Source organism: Gimesia benthica, from assembly GCF_009720525.1.
Lineage (GTDB): Bacteria > Planctomycetota > Planctomycetia > Planctomycetales > Planctomycetaceae > Gimesia > Gimesia benthica.
In genome coordinates this window covers 6849536-6869558 of record NZ_CP043930.1, presented here as the reverse complement: position 1 = coordinate 6869558, position 20023 = coordinate 6849536, and the positions used below count along the sequence as shown (strand labels likewise).

Below are 20023 nucleotides of genomic sequence, written 5' to 3'. Positions count from 1 at the left end.
GATGTAATCGTTCTGATCATGAAATGGAGCCACGAGGAGTAAACCGATGATCGATCTCAAAAAAATTCTTGTTCCCACTGACTTCAGTGAATTCGGGCAGCACGCTCTGCTCTATGGATGTGAATTAGCCAAACGTTTTGGAGCCGAATTACACCTGCTGAACGTAGTACAGGATGCGGTCGCCATGTTTCCGGAACCCAATATGATGGGGACATCCATGAATGACCTGGTGGCTGACATGCAGAGCCTGTCAGAAAAGCAGCTGGCAGAAATGCCGGGGCTTCCCGGATCAGAGGATCTCAATGTCGTCCGCAAGGTCTGTGTGGGACCAGCCTTTCTGGAGATCATCAGGTATGCCAAAGAGCAGGAAATCGATCTGATTGTGATCGGCACCCACGGGCGCACTGGCCTCAAGCATATGCTGCTGGGAAGCGTCGCAGAGAAAGTGGTCCGCAAAGCCCCCTGCCCGGTACTGACGGTTTCCCACCCGGAACACGAATTTGTGATGCCAACCTAGGAATTCTCCCCTGTTATCATCAAACAGAATGCATATAATTCGTAATATAGTAATTTGTTAACACGTATCAGTTTCATGATGAATTTTGATTTTAATCACCACCGTAAATTGAGGATCTAATGCCAAAACTGACAGTAGAAAATGTAGGAGAATTCGATGTGGAACCAGGCAAGCGTCTGGTTTTAGCCCTGACGGACGATGCCCAGATCGATCAATTACATGCCTGCGGTGGCGCGGGACGCTGTACGACATGTCGCGTTGAGTTCATCGAAGGCGAACCGGACAAAATGACGGTCGCTGAGAAAAACACCCTGGAAGCCCGCGAAGTTACCGGTTGCCGCCTGAGCTGTCAGATCCTCTGTGATCATGATATGACCGTCCGGGCCATCAGCCGTCTGGAAGGCAGCGGCCGTGCCGATGCCGGCAACCGCCCCAATGATGAGATTGAACCTCAGCCTGTTGAATGGGTTGAAAAATAATTACCTGAAAAATCTGCAGACTTCCTGGGTCAGAGCGTCTCGCTGACGACTCAGGAGCCTGCAGCGTTTTTACCCGCTCAGATCGAGGGGGTACCTTTTCCTCTGAACAGAGGGAGTTTTCAATGCACAAAACTCTGATCGGAATCCTTTTCTCAGTCTGGTTGACTCTGTGTGGAGCAGACTCCATCTTCGCCAAGAATCGCGATCCCAAGTACCAAAAGGCCGTTTCGAACGCACTGGAATACCTGGCTCGGGAACAACGAAGACAGGGCTACTGGGAGGCCAATGGGGGCCAGTACCGGGTCGCGATGACGGCACTCGCCGGCAATGCCCTGCTGGCCGAAGGATCGACGACAACACGTGGGAAGTACGCCCGCAACATTCAGAATGCCGTCGACTACCTGCTGGAAATGAGTCAACCGAACGGGCTGATCGGGTACAAGAACGATTACCATTACACCTATGGCCACGGCTATTCGATGGTCTTTCTTTCCCAGGTTTATGGTGAGGAAGAGGATGCCCTGCGTCGGGAAGAACTCAAAAAAGTCCTGATCAAGGCGGTGGAGTTTTGCGCCAGCGCTCAAACCACCCGTGGAGGCTGGGGCTATGTCTCCGCCAAAGATGGGAACGACTTCGATGAAGGATCGACCTGCATCACCCAGGTTCAAGGCTTACGTGCCTGCCGTAACGCGGGCATTCCGGTCGACAAAAAAATCATTGACCGGGCCAAAAAGTACATCTCCGATTGTACGACTCAGGAGGGTGGTGTGCAGTACAGCATCCGTGGGGGCGGTGCCCGTCCCGCGATCACCGCCGCTGCCTGTGCCGCATTATTCAATGCCGGAGAATACGACTCCGATCACCTGAAAAACATGCTGGATTACTGTAAGAAAAATGTCTGGCCCGGCGGAAACGCCAACCGGTATTTTGGGCACTGGCATTACGCCCACTTTTACTATGCCCAGGTCATGTACCGTGGAGAAAACAAGGAGTGGGACAAGTACATCAAGGATATTGGTCAGCAGATCCTGCGCAAGCAGTCGGCTTCCGGTGCCTGGATGGAAGGGCATGTAGGGCCCGTCTATACCACCGCTATCAATGCCACAATTCTGCAACTCGATAATGGTTACCTGCCCATCTATCAGAAGTAGTCTGACTTCTGTCAGGCAGACTCCAGCTCCTGCAGATGGCAGACCACAGACTCTGCCAGTCGCCGGGGGTTGTAGCCTCCCTCAAGCAGGCTGACGATACGGCCTTTACAATACTGATTCGCCACACCAGCCACGAGTCTGGTTAATCGGCCAAAGTCTTCCGTCTCCAACCCCAGTGAGCCGATGGGATCCTCTTTATGAGCATCAAAGCCGGCACTGATCAGCACCAGTTCCGGTTGACACTTCTCAGCAGCCTGGAGCAGCATTCGCTCAAACTTTTTAAAGTAGTCCTCGCGAGAAATCCCAAAGGCCAGGGGCAGATTCCAGATCGTCCCCAGCCCTTTCCCTGTTCCCGTTTCATCCCCCATCCCGGTTCCAGGATAAAACGGATGACGGTGCGCGGAAAAGAAATAGACCTGGTCTTCTTCGTAAAATATATCCTGGGTGCCGTTACCGTGATGTACATCCCAGTCCACAATCAGGATCCGGTTTAACTTATGGTGAGCGATTGCATGCTTCGCTGCTACGGCCACATTGTTGATCAGGCAGAACCCCATTGCCTGCTTTGCGAGTGCATGATGTCCCGGCGGCCGCACTGCACAGAAGATCCGTTTCGTTTTCCCGAGTAACACCTGATCCACCGCCTTAACAGCACAGCCGGCTGCATATTGGGCGACTTCGAAAGACCGGGGACAGACGACCGTATCGGTCTCAATCCGCCCACCACCATCCGCGCAAAACTGCTGCACTGATTTCAAATAGTCGGCTGAATGGACGCGTTCAATCTCCTGTCCGATTTTGACTGTCGGATCGTTCTCCACTGTCAGGCCGGCAATCTCTTTCGCTGCCACTTCGTCCATCACGGCCTGTAAGCGTTGAGGACTTTCGGGGTGAGATCCGGTTTCGTGATGCAGAAAGGTTATGCTCTGGTAAAAAACGGTCATTGATCATCCTTCCAACTGGATCTGTTCAATTCCTGAGTCCGCTTCAGGCCTCCCTGCCACGCAGCTTTTCAGCCCCTGCCTGCAGAATCGACTAATGGCATGCCAGGTTGCTTTGCAGGGAATATACCGGTTCCACGCATTACTACGAGAACTCTGTTTATAAATTTTGTGAGAAGACGCCAGCCTCTGTCAGATTCAGCCCCGAAATCGGAGCCAGAAAGGGGAAAAAACTTGACAGCTCGTAAGGTAAAGCGATAACGTAAGATAATACAACCATCGGTTTTAAAACAACCTGAAGTCGCGCTCCGGGAATTCTCTCGATATTTCAGACAGTTCAATTCATACGAGCCGGTGGTTAACCACTTCGATTGTTATTAAATACTAGATTTAATTGGTAACGACACAGCATTTATCGTATTATTATACTAATTCATCTCCTCATTCCGTTTCATTCGGAACCATTTAAGCGGTCGGTATTTTATCACAGGAATTCTTTTCGGCTGCCATAGAGTTTTTTGCCTTATTTGTGTAATATTTTCTTGAATGTCACGCTCCCAATTGTAGTCGAGAAGACCCCGTAAGTTGTTCCGCGGAACAGGGGTTCGAGCAGAACGTTGAATGAAGGAACTTTCCGTGCGACAATCCAGATGCTCGTATGAGGCCTTTTCAGTAACTGAAGTGCCAGCCGCCAGAATTACTGGTTTCTTTCTGCTGGTTGCCGGATTATTCTTCGCAGACAGCTCTCTGCTGTTCGGTCAGAACGAGGCTCCTGCCAATCCGCCTGAGGCAAAACAGCAAGACGATAAAGCGCTCTCTGAATACAAAAAAGCGCTCTCTGAATACAAACCCCTGATGACACCGGAAGAGGCCGTCAATTTTCGCAAGACCAAACTACGTGATTTTGATGAGCTCCTGCGGGGAGGAAAAATCAGCAGTAGTGCGGACAAGAAGCTGATTGCAGATGGTGCCCGTTACCAGCTGTACCTGATGACGTTTAAAAATGATCCCAATAAACCCGAAAATCCCACCGACCTGAAAAAGCTGCGTGCCAACATTCTGCGTGACATTCAGTTTTCCGGTCGCGTTTCCGGTAACTACCAGGCGCGTGAACTGTATCTGGAAGAATTAACCAAACAGGCTCCCGATCTGTTCGACAATCATCGCCTGGTCCGTTTCAGTGCAGTCGTGCTGCTCTCCGAACTGGACCTGCGAGATGAAGATCGCCGCAAGAAGACCAAACGGACCGCCTACACCCTGGCATACGCTCCGTTGCTGAAAGTCATCGAATCCAAAACACAACCGACTGAAGTCAAAATCGTCGCCGCCAATGGCTTGGGTCGCATCGGTGAGATGGGTGATCCCAGTAATGCTCTGCGTGTTAAAATTGCTGAAGCCCTGATTCCCCAGCTCAAGAACTCGATTCAGGAACATTCCTGGTATCAGCGGAGCCTGGTCGATGCATTGGGATCCCTGGGAATTACCGACAACCTGGCGCGTCAGCCTGTTGTTGTCGATGCCTTACTGGACGCCATGAAAAACCCGAAGCGAACCTGGGGAGTCCGTTCTGCAGCCGCCTATAATATTGGTAAGTTGCCTCTCAATTCCCGTTCCGACATTAAATTGATTACGTACTCCATTGTGGACCTGACCCGCAAAATGGTTACGGAGTACAATAAGAACAATAATGCCCGTTTCTGGAAACGTTGTTTCTGGAATGTCTATCTGGCATTCAAACCGGCGAATCAGGGTTCTGAAGAGGGTTTGACACAGAAAAAAGTCAACCAGACAGTCGTCAACGATGCTTACAAGCAGATCATCAAACCGGTGGCGACCATCGTCCAGCCAGGCAATACTCCCAAAATCGCCGCAGATGTCACCAAGTCGATGGATGACTGGCTGAAAAAAAACCTGCCTAAAAACTTCCGGGTCGCTCCCGTTCAGGTCAAACCCAACAATCAGCAGGTCGCGGAAGGTAACTGACCGCTCGCTGCTTAGCTGCTGCTGGGTTGAAACTCCGCGAAAATTCTCTTTCCCGCAGATCAAATCAGAAATCAGATCGCTGCATTTTGTATTGAGATCCGCTAGACTGTCTGTATGAAAATTACAGACGTTCGCGCAATACAACCCGTGGGAAAGAACTCTCCTCCCGACTGGCGTACCAGCCTGGGACAGATTCTGGTTGCCATCGATACCGACAGTGGACTCACAGGCTATGGAGTCGGCGGCGGCGGACTGGCAGGGATTCACGTCGTCAAAACCGTCTTGCGTGATCTGCTCCTTGGTCAAAGCCCCGAAGATATCTCCCGGCTCTGGGATGAAATGTATCAGTCCACGCTGGCCTTCGGACGCAAAGGCCTGGCCATCATGGCCATCAGCGGCGTTGACCTGGCTTTATGGGACCTCAAGGGGAAAGCCGAGAAAGTACCCGTAGTTTCACTTCTGGGTGGCCAACCGGGTCAGCAGCTTCCCACTTATTGCACCGTCTGGAATACGCAAGATCTGGAGTCGATTGACTCCCACGCCGGCTATAAACTGCACCTGGGAAAAGTTTCCAATGCCGGTCAACAGGATGAAATGATCCAGGCTATTGAAACCGCCCGGACACTGATCGGACCCGATCCCCTGCTGATGGTAGATGCCTGGATGAAGTGGACGGTGGAATCAACCATTGCCATTTCCCGGGCGATCGAGCCTTTTCAAATCGACTGGATTGAAGAGCCGCTCTCTCCCGATGATCTGGCCGGTTATGCACAACTCAGCGAACAGTCAGCCGTCCCCATTGCAGGAGGCGAACATGAATTTACAGCAGCAGCGTTTACTCAACTGATAGACCAGAAACTGCACACAGTTCTGCAACCCGATGTCTGCTGGTGTGGTGGTATGACGGAATTGATCAAAATCTACAAGATGGCTAATCGTGCCGGATTGCGTGTCTGCCCCCACCGTGGTGCGGAAATCTGGGCTCTGCATGCCATCGCAGCGCTGGATCCTCACCCGTTGGCTGAAACCGGCCGGCCCTGGATGACCTGGGTCGCTGGTCAGCCTGAAATCGACGGGGGGCTGATCTCTGTTACAGATCGACCCGGCTGGGGACTGACATTTGACGAACAGTCTCTTGAACTGGTTTACTGATATTTTCAAAACGAATTAGATTCTTCTGCCTGCGAAAGCACGTTTCTATATGAACCTCTACCCTCACCTGACCACCTTAATTGTATTTTGTCTTGTCACCTCTCCGATGATCAGCGCCGGCTGCTCAGAGGAGCAACCTGCCGAGCCTGAGGCCCAGGTCACCAGGGAAGATCCTCCGATTCCCACCGCTCCGCCTGCTCCCGTCGTATTGACTGAAGAAGACATCCACGAGCGACTGAAGAAAGATAACCCCAAGTATCAGAACACAGCTGAATTTGGTAAACGCCAGGGGAAAATTATTTCGGTGAATCTGTTCAATATGAACGTCGAAAACATCTCGGCGCTCAAAGGTCTCGAACTGGAATATCTGGACCTGACCAACTGCCCGGTAAGTGACTTGAGTCCCATCAAAGGCATGAAGCTGGAGCAACTCTTCCTGGAAGGAACCTATGTCACAGACCTGCGGCCCCTGCAGGGAATGCCGTTACAGGTTCTTCGCATGGAACACACGCCTGTCTCCGATATTGCACCTCTGGAGGGCATGCCGCTGAATCAGCTGAATCTGTTCGACACTAAAGTAAAAGACCTGAGTTTGATTAATACGCTCCCACTGAGAACCCTCTGGATTCCCAAAACGGAGATCTCTGACATCAGCCCGCTGAAAGGGATGCTGCTGGAAAGCCTGGACTTTGAGAAAACCAAAGTTTCCGATCTGACCCCTTTGAGAGGGATGCAGATCCTGCGTTTGAATATGACGGGATCTGAAGTGACCGATTTAACTCCATTGAAAGGCATGCCTCTCCAACGTCTGATTTTTACCCCGTCGAAAATCACAAAAGGCATCGAAGTAATCAGGGACAGCCCTACTCTACAGGGCATCGGCACAGACTTTGACAATGTGAAAGCAGCGGCTGAATTCTGGCAGGAGTACGATGCCGGCAAATTCAAAAAGCAGGAATAGCCACAACACTCAGTCGATGAGCTGAGGCTGTTTCTCTTTAAACAGTTCTGACTTCCAGATCCCGAGCCGGTGCAGCCAGTACTGCAGCATGACGTTGAGCGTCAACAGACCATACTGGGCACTGCGCTTGAAGTTAATGCTGGAGGCTTCCTCGAAATACCGCACGGGCACCGGGATGTCGCTGATCTTAAAGCCGAACCGAACCGACTGCGCCAGGAACTGGCTGTCGAACACAAAATCGTCCGAGTTTTTCTCAAAGGGGACGCTTTCCAGTACCGCGCGACTGTAAGCACGAAACCCGCTGTGAAAGTCGCCCAGGTTCTGTCCCAGAGCAATATTTTCAATGATTGTCAGAAACCGGTTCGCAATGTACTTGTAGAGAGGCATCCCCCCTTCCAGAGTCTCTGCGCGGGTTCTAATACGTGAACCCAGAATCACGTCGCAGATTCCCAGCCGTATTAATTCAACTGCAACCGGGATCACTCGACTATCGTACTGATAATCCGGGTGAATCATGACCACGTAATCAGCGCCCGCTTCCATTGCATACCGGTAACATGTTTTCTGATTTCCGCCATAGCCGGTATTACGCTCATGCTGGATGATCGTCAGCCCCAGTTGCCTGGCGACTTCGACAGTGTTGTCGCTACTGCAGTCATCCACGAGTACGATCTCATCAACAGAACCTGCGGGGATATCGGCTACGGTCCGTTCCAGCGTGCTGGCTGCATTGTAGGCTGGCATCACAGCGATGACCCGACCTCTTTCAGAACGGGAACCGGGTTGGGGGGAAATCGAATCAGACATCGGAATACTATACTTCGCATCGGAGACAGAGACTGTGCTTCAGACAATTGGTGCCAGATCATTGTTCATGACATCCACTGCTGAGACAAGCCTGAAAGCGAGAGATTTGAAGATTCGCTCAGACTGGTGCGGAAGTCAGACTGCAAACTCGATTTCGACCATCCGATTTCGCCTGATACAGCGCTCCATCAGCGGCTGCGACCAGCGTCTGTACACTTTCCATGGCTTGTGAAGTGTAGGTTGAAAGTCCCAGGCTGGCTGTCACCGGAATCCGTGTGGCGTTGAACTCAATGATGGCGGTTTCGATGGAATGCCGAATCACCTCTGCAATTCGTTCAGCCCCCGCCAGACCAATCTCGGGCAGCAGGATTGCGAGTTCCTCACCGCCGTAGCGGGCCGCGATCACATTGTCCGACGAACGGATTTCTTTAATCCGGTCCTGTAGAATCCGGGCTACCCGTCGTAGAACTTCATCCCCCGCCTGATGCCCGTAAGTATCGTTAATTGACTTGAAATGATCGAGGTCAATCAAAATCAGAGAACAGGCGGACTGAGCGGCCTGGGCCCGTCCGAATGCATTGTCGATCAGTTCATCGAACGAACGCCGATTTACCAGACCCGTCAAACCATCCTGCCGAGCCTGCTTTTCAATGTTGGCATGATTGAGAACTTTGAGCAGCGTATTGGAGAGAAACTGTGATGCCCACGATATCAGACGCAGCGCTCTTTCATCGAATGGCTGGCATTCCTGATTCGTCAGACAGATCGCCCCAATCCGTTTACGATTTGTAATTAAGGGAGATACCAGTGCTGCTCCAATCAGCGACCGAACTCCATGATTCTCCAGCTGCTCACCTGACAGCGATGTATTCTCGCCGGAGTTGAGTCCGAGCCGAACGAGAGTCAGTTCATGTTCTTTCCAGCGGGTTTTAACCCCCGCCTGCAGGGTCATGCCACAATCCACAATAGACTTACAGTTTGAAAAATCGTGGGGTGTGGAAAGAAACAGACTCGCTCTGCTTGAGTTCGTTAACTGTCGGAGTCGATCCAGAAATTCTTCCAGCATGATTACCGGAGTTTTAAACTGCTGATCGGCGAGTGCCCGTAATTCGAGCTGCTCGCGGGTGACACGCAATTCAAAGCGGTACGATTCGTAATCCTGATTTTTCACGATGTTCCGTGACACACAGACCAGCAGTCGCTTTGCCAGCTTAATCTGCTGCTGTTCATCCACCCCGTCGGGATAGAGGTTCGTCGTCAGAAATACACCAGAGATGGCATTTTTATCGTAAACTGCGAGCAGACACAATTTGTGAATCCGCGGCTTGTCCTGCTCATCAAAGCATTGATAAATTTTTGAATTTCTTAATTCCTGCCCACGCAGGATAATTACGTTCTGTGTCTTTAACTGTTTGAGCTGACGCTCGTCGAACTCGAAAACGGCTTTGGAATTCCTGGTAATCCCCCGTGAGTCGCGTACTTTGAATTCGTCGTTCACTCGGTTCAAATACAATCCCAGCCCTTCCCGGATGGACGGTACATAGCGTTTTAACAGCAGGTCAATGGTCTGATCAAATTCAGACTGAGCGACAAACTCACGCAGGATGTGATTCTCAATCAGAGTCATCGCCCGGTCTGACTGGACATCATTGAGCTCTTCTTCCACATCGTGATAATGCTGCTGAAATTCCGCATTTTCCTTTCGGACAGCAGACATTTTCATCGTGTAAACGACATATTGAAGCAGACACACACTGGCAATCGCCAACACGCTGGCACTGGACGCACCCGATGCGACGTGGTTCGTGAATACTTCAATAATCGAGGCAATAAGAAAATACAACGGGGCCCTGCGCTTTCTGAAAATCTGACTGAATGAATAGAATTTTTCCATCCGTCTTGTGATAGCTTGCAATCAAACCTAGTTCAGAAACGGGATAATGATGAACACATTTTTCATCGCAGACCGGGGAATCAGCAGCCTCACATTCACTGTTCCCTGAATTCGTTATAATCCCGATAAACTGTATTTTTTTGCTTTCAGATCAACGCCCGTTGTTTTCTAATAGAAGCTTATCTAACCCCCTGACAACTCACTTGTTATACAGTTTCGGAACATCCCATGTACAAAAACTTCGCGACGTTCGTATCGAGTTCGAATGCTTCTAATTACAGTTTCCGTCTGCTCTTAATGAGCCTGGTAGTTGCTGTTTCCACGAGCACCTTTGCTGCTGATAAAAAACAGGAAGCTGGTAGCGACAAACCGGCAGCCCAAGCCAAAAAATCCAAAGAATGGGTCTCCCTCTTTAACGGGAAAAACCTGGATGGCTGGAAAAGCCCCCAATTCGGAGGGGAGGGAGAAGTTCACGTCGAAGACGGGAAATTGATCCTCGAAATGGGTGTCGATCTTACCGGCGCCACATTTACCGATGCCAAAAAGTTGCCAGAGACTAACTATGAAGTCGAACTGGAAGCCATGCGTGTCGATGGCACCGATTTCTTCTGCGGACTGACGTTTCCGGTCAAAAAAGATCCCTGCTCATTTATTCTCGGAGGCTGGGGTGGTGCTCTGTGTGGTCTTTCCAGTATTGACGGCGACGATGCCTCACAGAACAGCACAACCACATTTCAGACCCTGAAAAAAGGGGAGTGGTATAAAGTGCGTCTGCAGGTTACCGATCATAAAATCCAGGTCTGGTTGAATGATAAGCAGATCGTCGATCAGAATCTGAAGGATCGTAAAATTTCAATCCGCCATGAGGTCGAGCTATCCCGCCCCTTCGGAATCACATCCTTCGCCACCACCGCCGCCTTGAAGAACATCCGCCTGCGAAAACTCTCTCCGGAGGAAGTCGCGAAAACGGCACCGAAAAAGTGAGCTCGTGTTGATTTTTATCAACACGCTGGTGGATTAGCTCAGCGCTGAACCCCGAACAAGAATTCAGAACTCTCTCATAAACCGCTACATATAAAGCGTTTATGAGAGAGTTTTTTATTTGGAGAGGGAACTGGTATCAGTTTTGCAAAGTATCAGGGACAGGGGATAGAACACTTCCCTGGTAAACGCTCTTGCTTAACTATCTAATTCATCTCTCAGCTCGGAATGGTACTAAATTGAATTCTCAACTGACCGCTCAGGTGGCTGCACTGATCAGTTCTCAAAGTTTTTCTCTGGTGGAGGGATCCGATCCTTTCGCGCCAGAACTCCTGTGTGATTTCTGGTCGCATGGACAGAAACATATCAAACATCGACGAGCTACACTGGATGCACTCACGCAGTCAGAATTGAGAATCGAAGCTGCAGAGAACGAACTGGAAATCATTGTTAGAGATTTCTTCGCCGAAGAGATGCTGATCAGAGTCGTCACAGCAATCTATACCGCCGCTGATCAACGACGTGGACAATGTCAGGCCGAACCGATTGCCCGCAGCCTGTTCCTTTCCTTTCTGGATGTGAAACGGATCATTTTAAAAATACTGGTGTCCGAACAGGGATTGAGTACAGAGACTCTCAAACGCATCAATGCCACCCGTCGTTCAATCGAGCGCTGGACCGACATGCTGCTTGGCCCATACGTACAGAGACTGGGCCTCGAAGAATTTGCCCACGACGTAGAACGCGCACGTGATTTTGGTGAGGATCAGTTGTCCGAACAGAATGCCATTCATGCTGCACAAACCTGGAACCTGATTAACGCCGGCCTGCGGGTTTCATTTCCCTCCGGTCTGACCAGTCAGACCACTGCGGACTGGGAGTCCATGCTGGGAGCCGTGCTGGCCTGCTTTCCGGCAGACTGTTTCAGTCATTCTGCGACGATCAAGTCACTCCGACAAATACGCTACGAACGCAGCGGAACCGATACTGAATCATCACCAGACGGGTTGCCTGAGATTATTCGCCGTCGAATGCTCGGTCTCTCAATCAGCGATGTCAGTCCTGGTAAAATGAGCAAACAAATCAGTCCCTCTGATTCCCAGAAGCCTGCGTTCCCTTCCCCTCAGTCGATCAGTTTCACCCAGATCAGACACCGCAATCAAAAAGAGTCATCCTGAGAGCAGAAGCCGGTGCGGGAATCTTTCCGGAAAACCGGTTGACTTCAAACGGGACAGAGCGGTATGATCAATCTGTTGATATTTTTCTGAATCCGAAAATTCTCCGATTTGGAGTTTCTCTGTGACACATCGGTTTGGTACTTTTAGCTTTAATTTTGTGCGGCTGTCATTTTATTCAGCCTGGCACTTTTTTAGCTATTGGTTTACCGGAACAGGTTACCTGACCGATCGAAGCATACACCGTTCATAGTACTTGAACAGCCCCCGAAATTCGATTGGCCCTGTAACCTGCCTGGTTACAGGGCTTTTTTTATTCCCTGAAACTGAATTAGAAATGAGTCAAAGCCATGATTGTTGTAATGAAACCAGGCGCCACGGAAGAAATGGTTCAGGCCATGGTCAAACGGGTCGAGGAAATGGGCCTGAAGGCACACGTGATCGTTGGTGAAGAACGCACCGTCATCGCGGCCGCGGGCATCAAACGTGACAGCCATCAGGAAGAACTGGAATCCTGTGCAGAGGTCGAAAAAGTCGTCCCGATCGTGGCTGCCTACAAGGTCGCCAGTAAAGAGACGAAACCAGAGCCGACCGTCGTCAAGACCCGGGATCTGACTATCGGCGGTTCACACGTAGGCGTGATTGCTGGCCCCTGCTCCGTAGAAAGCGAAGAACAGATCCTGCAGGTCGCTCACCAGGTTAAGGCAGCTGGCGCGACGGGGCTTCGCGGGGGCGCATTCAAACCACGTACCAGCCCTTACTCTTTCCAGGGAATGAAAGAAGATGGCCTGAAGCTGCTGGCCCTGGCCCGCGAAGAAACGGGACTGGCAGTCGTCACGGAAGTCATGACTCCACATCATGTCGACCTGCTCTGTCAATATGCCGACGTGCTTCAGATTGGTGCCCGGAACATGCAGAACTACCACCTGCTGCAGGCCGTGGGTGAGACACGCCTGCCCGTACTGTTAAAACGGGGACCAGCGGCTTCCATCGAAGAGTTCCTGCTGGCCGCAGAATACATCCTCGATCAGGGTAATCAGCAGGTCATTCTCTGTGAACGGGGTATTCGTACTTTCGAAACTCATACCCGCTTCACGCTTCCTTTGGCAACAGTTCCCTACCTGCATGAGCGAACTCACCTGCCTGTCGTGATTGACCCGAGTCATGGCACCGGCGTTGCCAGCCTGGTGCCTCCCATGTGTGCCGCTGCTATCGCCGCGGGTTGCGATGGACTGATTCTGGAAGTTCATCCCGATCCATCACGGGCCATGAGCGATGGAGCTCAGTCATTGACACCCCAGGCATTCGCCGAGACGATGGAAACCTGTCGTAAAGTCGCAGCTGCACTCGGAAAAGAGCTGGGATAATCGGGAACTCTGAATCGTTTCAGAATAGGAATCACAATATGAAGTTCTGCCTGTTTTCGGTGAGTTATGCCGGTTTCTGGGGTCAGCAGCAGCTCAGCCTGACGGAATTTATCGCTCAGGCTGCGCAAACCGGCTACGACTCTGTCATGCTCATGGGGAAACGGCCTCATCTGTCACCGCTGGATGTCACTCCCGAGCAGTTGGAGTCCATCAAAGGTGCGCTCGCAGAACATCAGATTCAGTGTGCGATCATCGGTGGCTACACAGATTTCGCAGGCTCTTCAGCCACAGAGGTTCCTCTTCTGGAACTGCAGATCCAATACGTTCAGCAACTCTCCCAGATCGCCCGGGAACTGGGAGCCGGCACCGTGCGGATCTTTACCGCCTACGATACGCCCCGGATGAGTCCCCACGCGCTGTGGGGACAGGTGGTCTCGGCTCTGCAGGAATGTTGTGATCGGGCAGCCGAGTATGACGTCACGCTGGCAGTCCAGAATCATCACGATGTGGGTGTCCACTCCGACGCCCTGCTCGAACTGCTGCACGACATTGACCGACCAAACTGCAAGCTCGGATTTGATGCCTGGTCCCCTGCTCTACGTGGGGAGAACCTGTATGAAGCAGCCAGGAAAATGGCTCCGCACACCGCGATTACCACAAACGCAGATTACATCAGGCTACCGCGATATTCTTATCAACCCGAGCTGATCAATTACCAGAAAGAGGAACCCGATCTGGTCCGGGCAGTCAAATTTGGTACCGGTTTCATCGACTACTCCGCCTTCTTCCATGGTCTGAAAGAGGGGGGCTTCAATGGAATCGCCACCTATGAAATGTGCTCTCCCATCCGGGGCGGAGGCAGCCTGGAAAATCTGAATGCCTACGCCGCCGAGTATTTGACCTGGATGAAAACTCATTTACTCTGAGCGTCCGGGATCGCCTGCAGCATCTGATTCACGAGTTCCGTTTTCTCTTTCGCCAGATTTTGCAGCGGATCGGGAGTCTCGGAAACATCATAGAGTTCGACGCTGGCAGGCCGACCTTTCTTCAGCATCGCCGTCAGTCGATAGGACTGGTCTCGCACGCTGACTGCAGAATTCCAGTAGCTGAATGCAAAATCGCGTACCTTACTTTTCTGACCATTGAGAATCGGCTTGAGGCTGACGCCATCCAGTGGAAATTCGGTTTTCCGGAACGCCGGCTGACAAAGATCTACCAGAGTGGGATATAAATCGATGGTCTCGACCAGGGCGGCTGTTTTCAGTCCCGGTTGGGATACCCCCGGTGCCCGGATAATCAGAGTGCTGTTCAACGCCCGCTCCAGTGGAGCATGCTTGGCCCAGAGAGCGGAATCCCCCAGAAACCAGCCATGGTCTCCCCAGACGACAACAATTGTATTTTCACTCAGGCCCAGTTCCTCAAGTGCAGTGAGCACCTTTCCCACCTGGCGATCGACGTAGCGCACACAGGCCAGATAGCCACGTCTGGTCTGTAAACGGTTTTCCCGGGCCAGTGGTCGAGTTTTGGGAAAATCCATATTATAGCTGTAGAACTCCCCGCTTTTGTGCCAGTAGCTCGATTCCGGTTTCTCCGGGTGAGGCGCATCAGGAATCTCGATCTGGGAAATCGCCTCCCAGTCCTGTCGTGGCGCGACAAAGGGTAAATGCGGTTTGAAGAAACCCAGCCCCAGGAAGAATGGTTTTGATCCGGTCTTGAATGCTTTGAGTTTTGCAATCGCTTCTTGTGCCAGCAATCCATCGGGCAGATCCTCATCCTTGTCGACGGTGAACTGCATCAAATCCCGAATTCCGCTGCCGTCTTCTCGACTCCGTCCATTTGCATAGGCAAAAAAGATTCCCCAACCCCGCTTCCAGGATCCGAAGGGGGTCGCGAGTTCATCCCATGCGTGCGGAACTTCGTCCCGACCGTCACCGCTGCCGTTGTATTCAAACACGCGTCCGTCGGCCGTATGCGAGATTTTACCAATACAGGTCGTCTGATAGCCGCTTCTGCGAAACAGTTCCGGCATGGTTTGCGCTCCGGCCGTCTTCTCTGCGGAAAGTGCAGATTTACCGTGATAGAAGGCCTGGTTGCTGCGGGTCACTCCCGAATTTCGAGGACTGCGTCCGGTCAACAGGGAATAACGAGAGGCGCCACAGGTGGGAACCTGTACGAAGTGATTTGTGAACAGGACCCCCTGCGCTGCCAGCCGATCCAGCGCGGGACTCTGTACGTGTGGATGACCATAACAGCCCAGTTCCGTACGAAGGTCATCAATGGCGATGAATAATACATTGGGTTGCTTTCGCTCTTCAGCCCGAACGGAATCAGCCTGACTAAGTTGTAAGAACGCAAAAGTGCAAATCATCACACTGGTAAAAACAAAGCGCATCGGAAGCCTCTATATTAATCTGGTACTAAAGCAAAGTATCTCGTCGAACTTCCAGTATAACCAGAACCCTCCCCTGCTCGCATCCGCAGAGTCGGTGTAGAGAGATTCGCTCACAAAAGTAATTCAGGGTTTAGTCATCCATAACCAGTACGCCGGTACCGTTGATCTCATCGTTTTTGAGCAGGATAAGAGCCTTGTTCGCTTCTTCCAGCGTAAATGTGGTGAGGTGTGGATGGATGGAAATCTGTGCGGCTTCCTGCAGGAGATGCTGACCGTCCTGACGTGTATTCGCGGTCACCGAACGCAGGTTGCGCTCGTAAAAGAGACTCTCCTCATAATTCAACTGAGGGATGTCCGTCATGTAGATTCCTGCCAGTGCGAGTGTCCCCCTTTTTCCAGATACTTGAGAGCGGGAGGAACCAGTTCTCCCGCGGGGGCGAAGACAATCGCCGAATGTACTTTTTTCGGCATCTGCTCAGCATATTCCCCGACCCAGGTCGCTCCCATGGACCGAGCGAGTTGTCGATGCTTCTCTCCCCGGGTGACCACATACACTTCACAGCCCCGATGTTGCGCGATTTGAATCACCACATGGGCACTCGAACCAAAGCCGTAAATCCCCAGTCGCTGGCCGGGCTGTAGTTCGCTGCGTGACAGAGCCCGATAACCGATGATGCCGGCACACAGTAACGGCGTCGCCTCTAAATGACTGAAAACATCAGGAATCGCATAGGCATACTCTTCATGCACGACAGCCAGTTCAGCGAATCCGCCGTCCGCGTGATAGCCGGTAAACAGCGACTGCTCACAGAGATTCTCTCTGCCAGACTGACAGAACTGACACTGACCACAGGTCTTGCGGAGCCAGGCGATTCCGACTCGGTCTCCGATCTGGAAACGCTGACAATCGGCCCCAGTCTGAATGACACTCCCGACCACCTGGTGTCCGGGAATCACCGGGGATTTCGCTTCGGGTAGATCCCCTTCGATCACGTGCAGATCTGTGCGACAGATCGCACAGCAGTGCACCTTGATCAGGATTTCATGTGGCCCCGGTTCCGGGTCGGGAACATCCTGGCAGACCAGAGGTTCGGAACTGATCATCGCACGCTGTTTTAAGACCATGGCTTTCATGCGTCTGACGAACTCCTGTTGTCCCTGTCAGCAACATTGTCTCGAACACCTTTGAGTGCTGTCGCTCACAGCCTTTAATCACCGGCTGATTTCTCGAAGGCTTCCTGAACGAGCCTGATTTCCCGATTCTCATGTTCGCGAATGTCCGACATCAGACTATCAAACTCCCGCATGGCCTCGCTCCAGTTTTTAAAGGGAGGCTGAGACTGCTTGAGCCGATCAATAAAATCGTCAAAGCGTGACAGGGTCACTGCATGCTTCTTCTGAAAATCGGGAACCATGATGCAGAAGCCGGGCTCTTCATCCATCAACGGTTTGAAGTAGCCTTCCTGCTCTTCGTCCTCAAAATGCTTCGCCAGTAAATCACGAAAACCGGCAACACGCGTTCCCATTTCACCAAATTTGGGTAAGCCATGCTCATCCAGTTCCGTCCACCAGCGATTGAGATCCTTCATGTGAGCCAGAAGCTGTTCATGCTCATCGAGCAGATATTGCAGGTGTTCATGGGGATCTTTCTTTTTGGTGTTTCCTTCTTCAGACATCATTTTGCGATTATTCATTGCCTGATCCTTTCTCTATGAAATCACTTTCACACAGTAACATCGCTCCTGGTCTGGGAAGCAGAACCCTGTGAATCCAGTTCTGCTTCGACTTCTACAATGCGGGAGACCGTTTTCATTACAGCATCGGGATTCAGTGAAATACTGTCAATCCCCTGCTTAACCAGAAACGCGGCGATCTCCGGATAATCACTGGGAGCCTGACCACAGATACCAATTTTTCTTCCGGACGCTTTCACCCGTTGAATCGCGGTCGCCAGCGAATCCATGACTGCCGGGTCCCGTTCATCAAAAATATGTGCCACGACTTCTGAGTCGCGATCGACGCCGAGGGTTAATTGCGTCAAATCGTTGGAGCCGATCGAAAACCCGTCGAAGATTTCTGCAAACGCTTCTGCCTGAATGACGTTACTGGGAATTTCACACATGATGTAAATTTCCAGCCCGTCTTCGCCCCGCTTGAGTCCATGTTCCGCCATGACTTCCAGTACCTTGCGGCCCTCTTCCACAGTCCGGCAGAAGGGAATCATGAGCTTCATATTCTTGAGTCCCATCTCTTCGCGAACCTTACGCATCGCCTGGCATTCGAGTCCGAAAGCGTCGCGGTAGCGCGGGTGGTAGTAGCGGGAAGCACCGCGGAAGCCGATCATCGGGTTCTCTTCTTCCGGCTCATATTTCTCGCCCCCGATCAAATTTGCATATTCGTTTGTTTTGAAGTCACTCATTCGCACGATGACATCACGGGGATAAAAGGCCCCTGCAATCATTCCGACTCCCTGGGCCAGAGTATCTACGAAGAAAGCGGGCTTATCGCTATAAGACGCCGTCAGACGATCGATCTCTGATTTGAGTATCGGATCTTCCAGCTTATCGTACTCCAGCAAAGCCATGGGGTGAATTCGAATGAAGGAGTTGATGATGAACTCCATCCGCGCCAGCCCTACCCCCTCGCTGGGCAGCATTGACAGGCGGAACGCTTCATTGGGATTTCCCACAATCATCATGACTTTGGTTTGCGGATGTTTGAGTTCGGACAGATCGACCTCCTGAACTTCGTAATCCAGTTGACCATCATAGACCTGCCCTGTATCTCCCTCGGCACAAGAAACGGTAACCATCGCCCCGGAGGGAATCGCGGTCGTCGCATTTTCGGCCCCGACGATCGCGGGAACGCCCAGTTCGCGACTGATAATCGCAGCATGGCAGGTCCGGCCTCCACGGTTGGTCACGATGGCGGACGCCTTCTTCATGATTGGTTCCCAGTCCGGGTCGGTCCGGTCGGTCACCAGCACATCCCCTTCCTCAACCTGATCCAGGTTTTCAGCACTTTCCACGACCCGGGCAACACCATGACCGATCCGCTCTCCCACGCTGTGCCCGGTCGCCAGCACGTGGCCATGTTCTTTCAGATGAAATGTTTTGAGGACTTTAAGTTCCTTGCCTCCATGAATGGTTTCCGGTCGTGCCTGGACGATGAACAGTTCATCGGTCAGACCATCTTTGGCCCATTCAATGTCCATGGGACAGAAATGCCCGCGGACCTCTGAATAATGTTCCTCGATCAGACAGGCCCAGCGCGCCAGTTTGAGAATGTCTTCGTCGTCAATAGCGAACCGTTTCCGATCGATCGGATCCACGGGAACATTGCGCGTCATCTTCTCCCCGCCGGTATCATAGATCAGTTTGAACTCTTTCGACCCCAGTGTTTTCTTCAGAATCGGCTTGAAGCCCTCTTTGAGAGTCGGTTTAAACACATAAAACTCGTCCGGATTGACACTCCCCTGGACGACATTTTCTCCCAGCCCATAAGCGGCATTAATCAGAACTGCCTGCCGAAAACCGGTTTCCGTATCGATGGAGAACATCACTCCCGAAGCGGATTCGTCAGAACGAACCATCCTCTGAATGCCGATCGACAGGGCGATATCGAAATGATCGAAACCTTTTTCCGTGCGATAAGAAATCGCCCGGTCAGTAAACAGGGAGGCAAAGCAGCGGCGGCAGGTATCCAGCAGACTGCTTTCACCATGCACGTTCAAATACGATTCCTGCTGCCCTGCAAAGCTCGCATCTGGCAGATCTTCTGCGGTTGCACTACTACGCACCGCCACATCCAGGCCGCCTTCAACGTCCTCGCTTAACTTACGATAGGCTTGCAGAATTTCGTTACGCAGATCCTCGGGTATTTCAGTAGCCAGGATCGCCTGACGGACTTCCCTGCCGTGAGACTGCAGATTGGAAATATTGGCGGTATCCAGATCATCGAGTATCTCTCTGATTTTTTGATCCAGACCAGTCTCCGACATAAACAGTCGATAAGCGGCGGCAGTGGTCGCGAATCCATTGGGAACCGCGATTCCCCGGGCACTCAGATTACAGTACATCTCCCCCAGCGAGGCATTCTTGCCTCCCACGGAAGAGACATCATCAATCCCGATCTGCTCAAACCACAACACCAGAGGTTCCTGTGCCGCCATGCTTCCACTCCTTGTACTAAATCTTTTGATGCTTCACTACTGAAGGTTAGAC

18 protein-coding genes are annotated in these 20023 nt (G+C 51.8%); 10 read left to right on the top strand and 8 right to left on the bottom strand.

The features are described 5' to 3' along the window. The first annotated feature begins 46 nt into the window (after nt 1-46). From F1728_RS26885 to F1728_RS26875, 3 genes are all read left to right on the top strand, one after another. Complete coding sequence (locus F1728_RS26885; protein WP_155366619.1) at nt 47-517, top strand: universal stress protein; 471 nt, start codon at nt 47-49, stop codon at nt 515-517. 119 nt (nt 518-636) lie between these two features. Next, nucleotides 637-996: a 2Fe-2S iron-sulfur cluster-binding protein gene (locus F1728_RS26880; RefSeq protein ID WP_145187622.1), complete on the top strand. Its 360-nt coding sequence runs from the start codon at nt 637-639 to the stop codon at nt 994-996. A 122-nt stretch (nt 997-1118) separates the two neighbouring features. After that, nucleotides 1119-2147 carry a prenyltransferase/squalene oxidase repeat-containing protein gene (locus tag F1728_RS26875; RefSeq protein ID WP_155366618.1) on the top strand — a complete coding sequence of 343 codons (1029 nt, stop codon included), beginning with the start codon at nt 1119-1121 and terminating at the stop codon, nt 2145-2147. Nucleotides 2148-2158: 11 nt separating this feature from the next. Here F1728_RS26875 and F1728_RS26870 read toward each other — a convergent pair whose 3' ends face one another. Further along, nucleotides 2159-3091, bottom strand: a complete 933-nt coding sequence (locus tag F1728_RS26870) for a histone deacetylase family protein (protein WP_155366617.1) — start codon at nt 3089-3091, stop codon at nt 2159-2161. 633 nt (nt 3092-3724) lie between these two features. Here F1728_RS26870 and F1728_RS26865 point away from each other — a divergent pair. The 3 genes from F1728_RS26865 to F1728_RS26855 all read left to right on the top strand — a co-directional run bounded on the left by F1728_RS26865 (nt 3725) and on the right by F1728_RS26855 (nt 7184). After that, nucleotides 3725-5071 carry a HEAT repeat domain-containing protein gene (locus tag F1728_RS26865; RefSeq protein WP_155366616.1) on the top strand — a complete coding sequence of 449 codons (1347 nt, stop codon included), beginning with the start codon at nt 3725-3727 and terminating at the stop codon, nt 5069-5071. Nucleotides 5072-5185: 114 nt separating this feature from the next. Continuing rightward, complete coding sequence (locus tag F1728_RS26860) at nt 5186-6223, top strand: mandelate racemase/muconate lactonizing enzyme family protein (protein WP_155366615.1); 1038 nt, start codon at nt 5186-5188, stop codon at nt 6221-6223. 49 nt (nt 6224-6272) lie between these two features. Beyond that, nucleotides 6273-7184, top strand: coding sequence for a leucine-rich repeat domain-containing protein (locus F1728_RS26855; RefSeq protein ID WP_155366614.1), 912 nt, complete (start codon nt 6273-6275; stop codon nt 7182-7184). A gap of 9 nt (nt 7185-7193) precedes the next feature. Here the strand turns inward: F1728_RS26855 and F1728_RS26850 are convergent, their stop codons facing one another. Then, the gene (locus F1728_RS26850; protein WP_228030364.1) at nt 7194-7991 is read right to left on the bottom strand and encodes a glycosyltransferase family 2 protein; all 798 of its coding nucleotides are present in this window, start codon (nt 7989-7991) and stop codon (nt 7194-7196) included. 118 nt (nt 7992-8109) lie between these two features. Continuing rightward, nucleotides 8110-9834 carry a sensor domain-containing diguanylate cyclase gene (locus tag F1728_RS26845; protein ID WP_194242545.1) on the bottom strand — a complete coding sequence of 575 codons (1725 nt, stop codon included), beginning with the start codon at nt 9832-9834 and terminating at the stop codon, nt 8110-8112. A gap of 279 nt (nt 9835-10113) precedes the next feature. Here F1728_RS26845 and F1728_RS26840 point away from each other — a divergent pair, with 279 nt between their 5' ends. From F1728_RS26840 to F1728_RS26825, 4 genes are all read left to right on the top strand, one after another. Beyond that, nucleotides 10114-10869: a 3-keto-disaccharide hydrolase gene (locus tag F1728_RS26840; RefSeq protein WP_155366612.1), complete on the top strand. Its 756-nt coding sequence runs from the start codon at nt 10114-10116 to the stop codon at nt 10867-10869. A gap of 236 nt (nt 10870-11105) precedes the next feature. Further along, nucleotides 11106-12044, top strand: a complete 939-nt coding sequence (locus F1728_RS26835) for a hypothetical protein (RefSeq protein WP_155366611.1) — start codon at nt 11106-11108, stop codon at nt 12042-12044. A 347-nt stretch (nt 12045-12391) separates the two neighbouring features. After that, entirely contained in the window at nt 12392-13408 is a 1017-nt protein-coding gene (gene aroF, locus F1728_RS26830; RefSeq protein WP_145041994.1) for a 3-deoxy-7-phosphoheptulonate synthase, read from the top strand. A 38-nt stretch (nt 13409-13446) separates the two neighbouring features. Then, the gene (locus F1728_RS26825) at nt 13447-14334 is read left to right on the top strand and encodes a sugar phosphate isomerase/epimerase family protein (RefSeq protein ID WP_155366610.1); all 888 of its coding nucleotides are present in this window, start codon (nt 13447-13449) and stop codon (nt 14332-14334) included. Here F1728_RS26825 and F1728_RS26820 read toward each other — a convergent pair. The 5 genes from F1728_RS26820 to ppsA all read right to left on the bottom strand — a co-directional run bounded on the left by F1728_RS26820 (nt 14322) and on the right by ppsA (nt 19971). After that, nucleotides 14322-15800, bottom strand: coding sequence for a sulfatase (locus F1728_RS26820; protein WP_155366609.1), 1479 nt, complete (start codon nt 15798-15800; stop codon nt 14322-14324). The genes F1728_RS26825 and F1728_RS26820 overlap by 13 nt on opposite strands. A 130-nt stretch (nt 15801-15930) precedes the next feature. After that, nucleotides 15931-16161 carry an MDR/zinc-dependent alcohol dehydrogenase-like family protein gene (locus F1728_RS31930; RefSeq protein ID WP_228030363.1) on the bottom strand — a complete coding sequence of 77 codons (231 nt, stop codon included), beginning with the start codon at nt 16159-16161 and terminating at the stop codon, nt 15931-15933. Further along, nucleotides 16158-16934: a zinc-binding alcohol dehydrogenase family protein gene (locus tag F1728_RS26815; RefSeq protein WP_228030362.1), complete on the bottom strand. Its 777-nt coding sequence runs from the start codon at nt 16932-16934 to the stop codon at nt 16158-16160. Before F1728_RS26815 ends, F1728_RS31930 begins: the two co-directional genes overlap by 4 nt. Before the next feature lie 74 nt (nt 16935-17008). After that, entirely contained in the window at nt 17009-17494 is a 486-nt protein-coding gene (locus tag F1728_RS26810) for a hemerythrin domain-containing protein (protein ID WP_155366608.1), read from the bottom strand. A gap of 29 nt (nt 17495-17523) precedes the next feature. Continuing rightward, nucleotides 17524-19971 carry a phosphoenolpyruvate synthase gene (ppsA, locus tag F1728_RS26805; RefSeq protein WP_155366607.1) on the bottom strand — a complete coding sequence of 816 codons (2448 nt, stop codon included), beginning with the start codon at nt 19969-19971 and terminating at the stop codon, nt 17524-17526. Nucleotides 19972-20023: the final 52 nt, after the last annotated feature.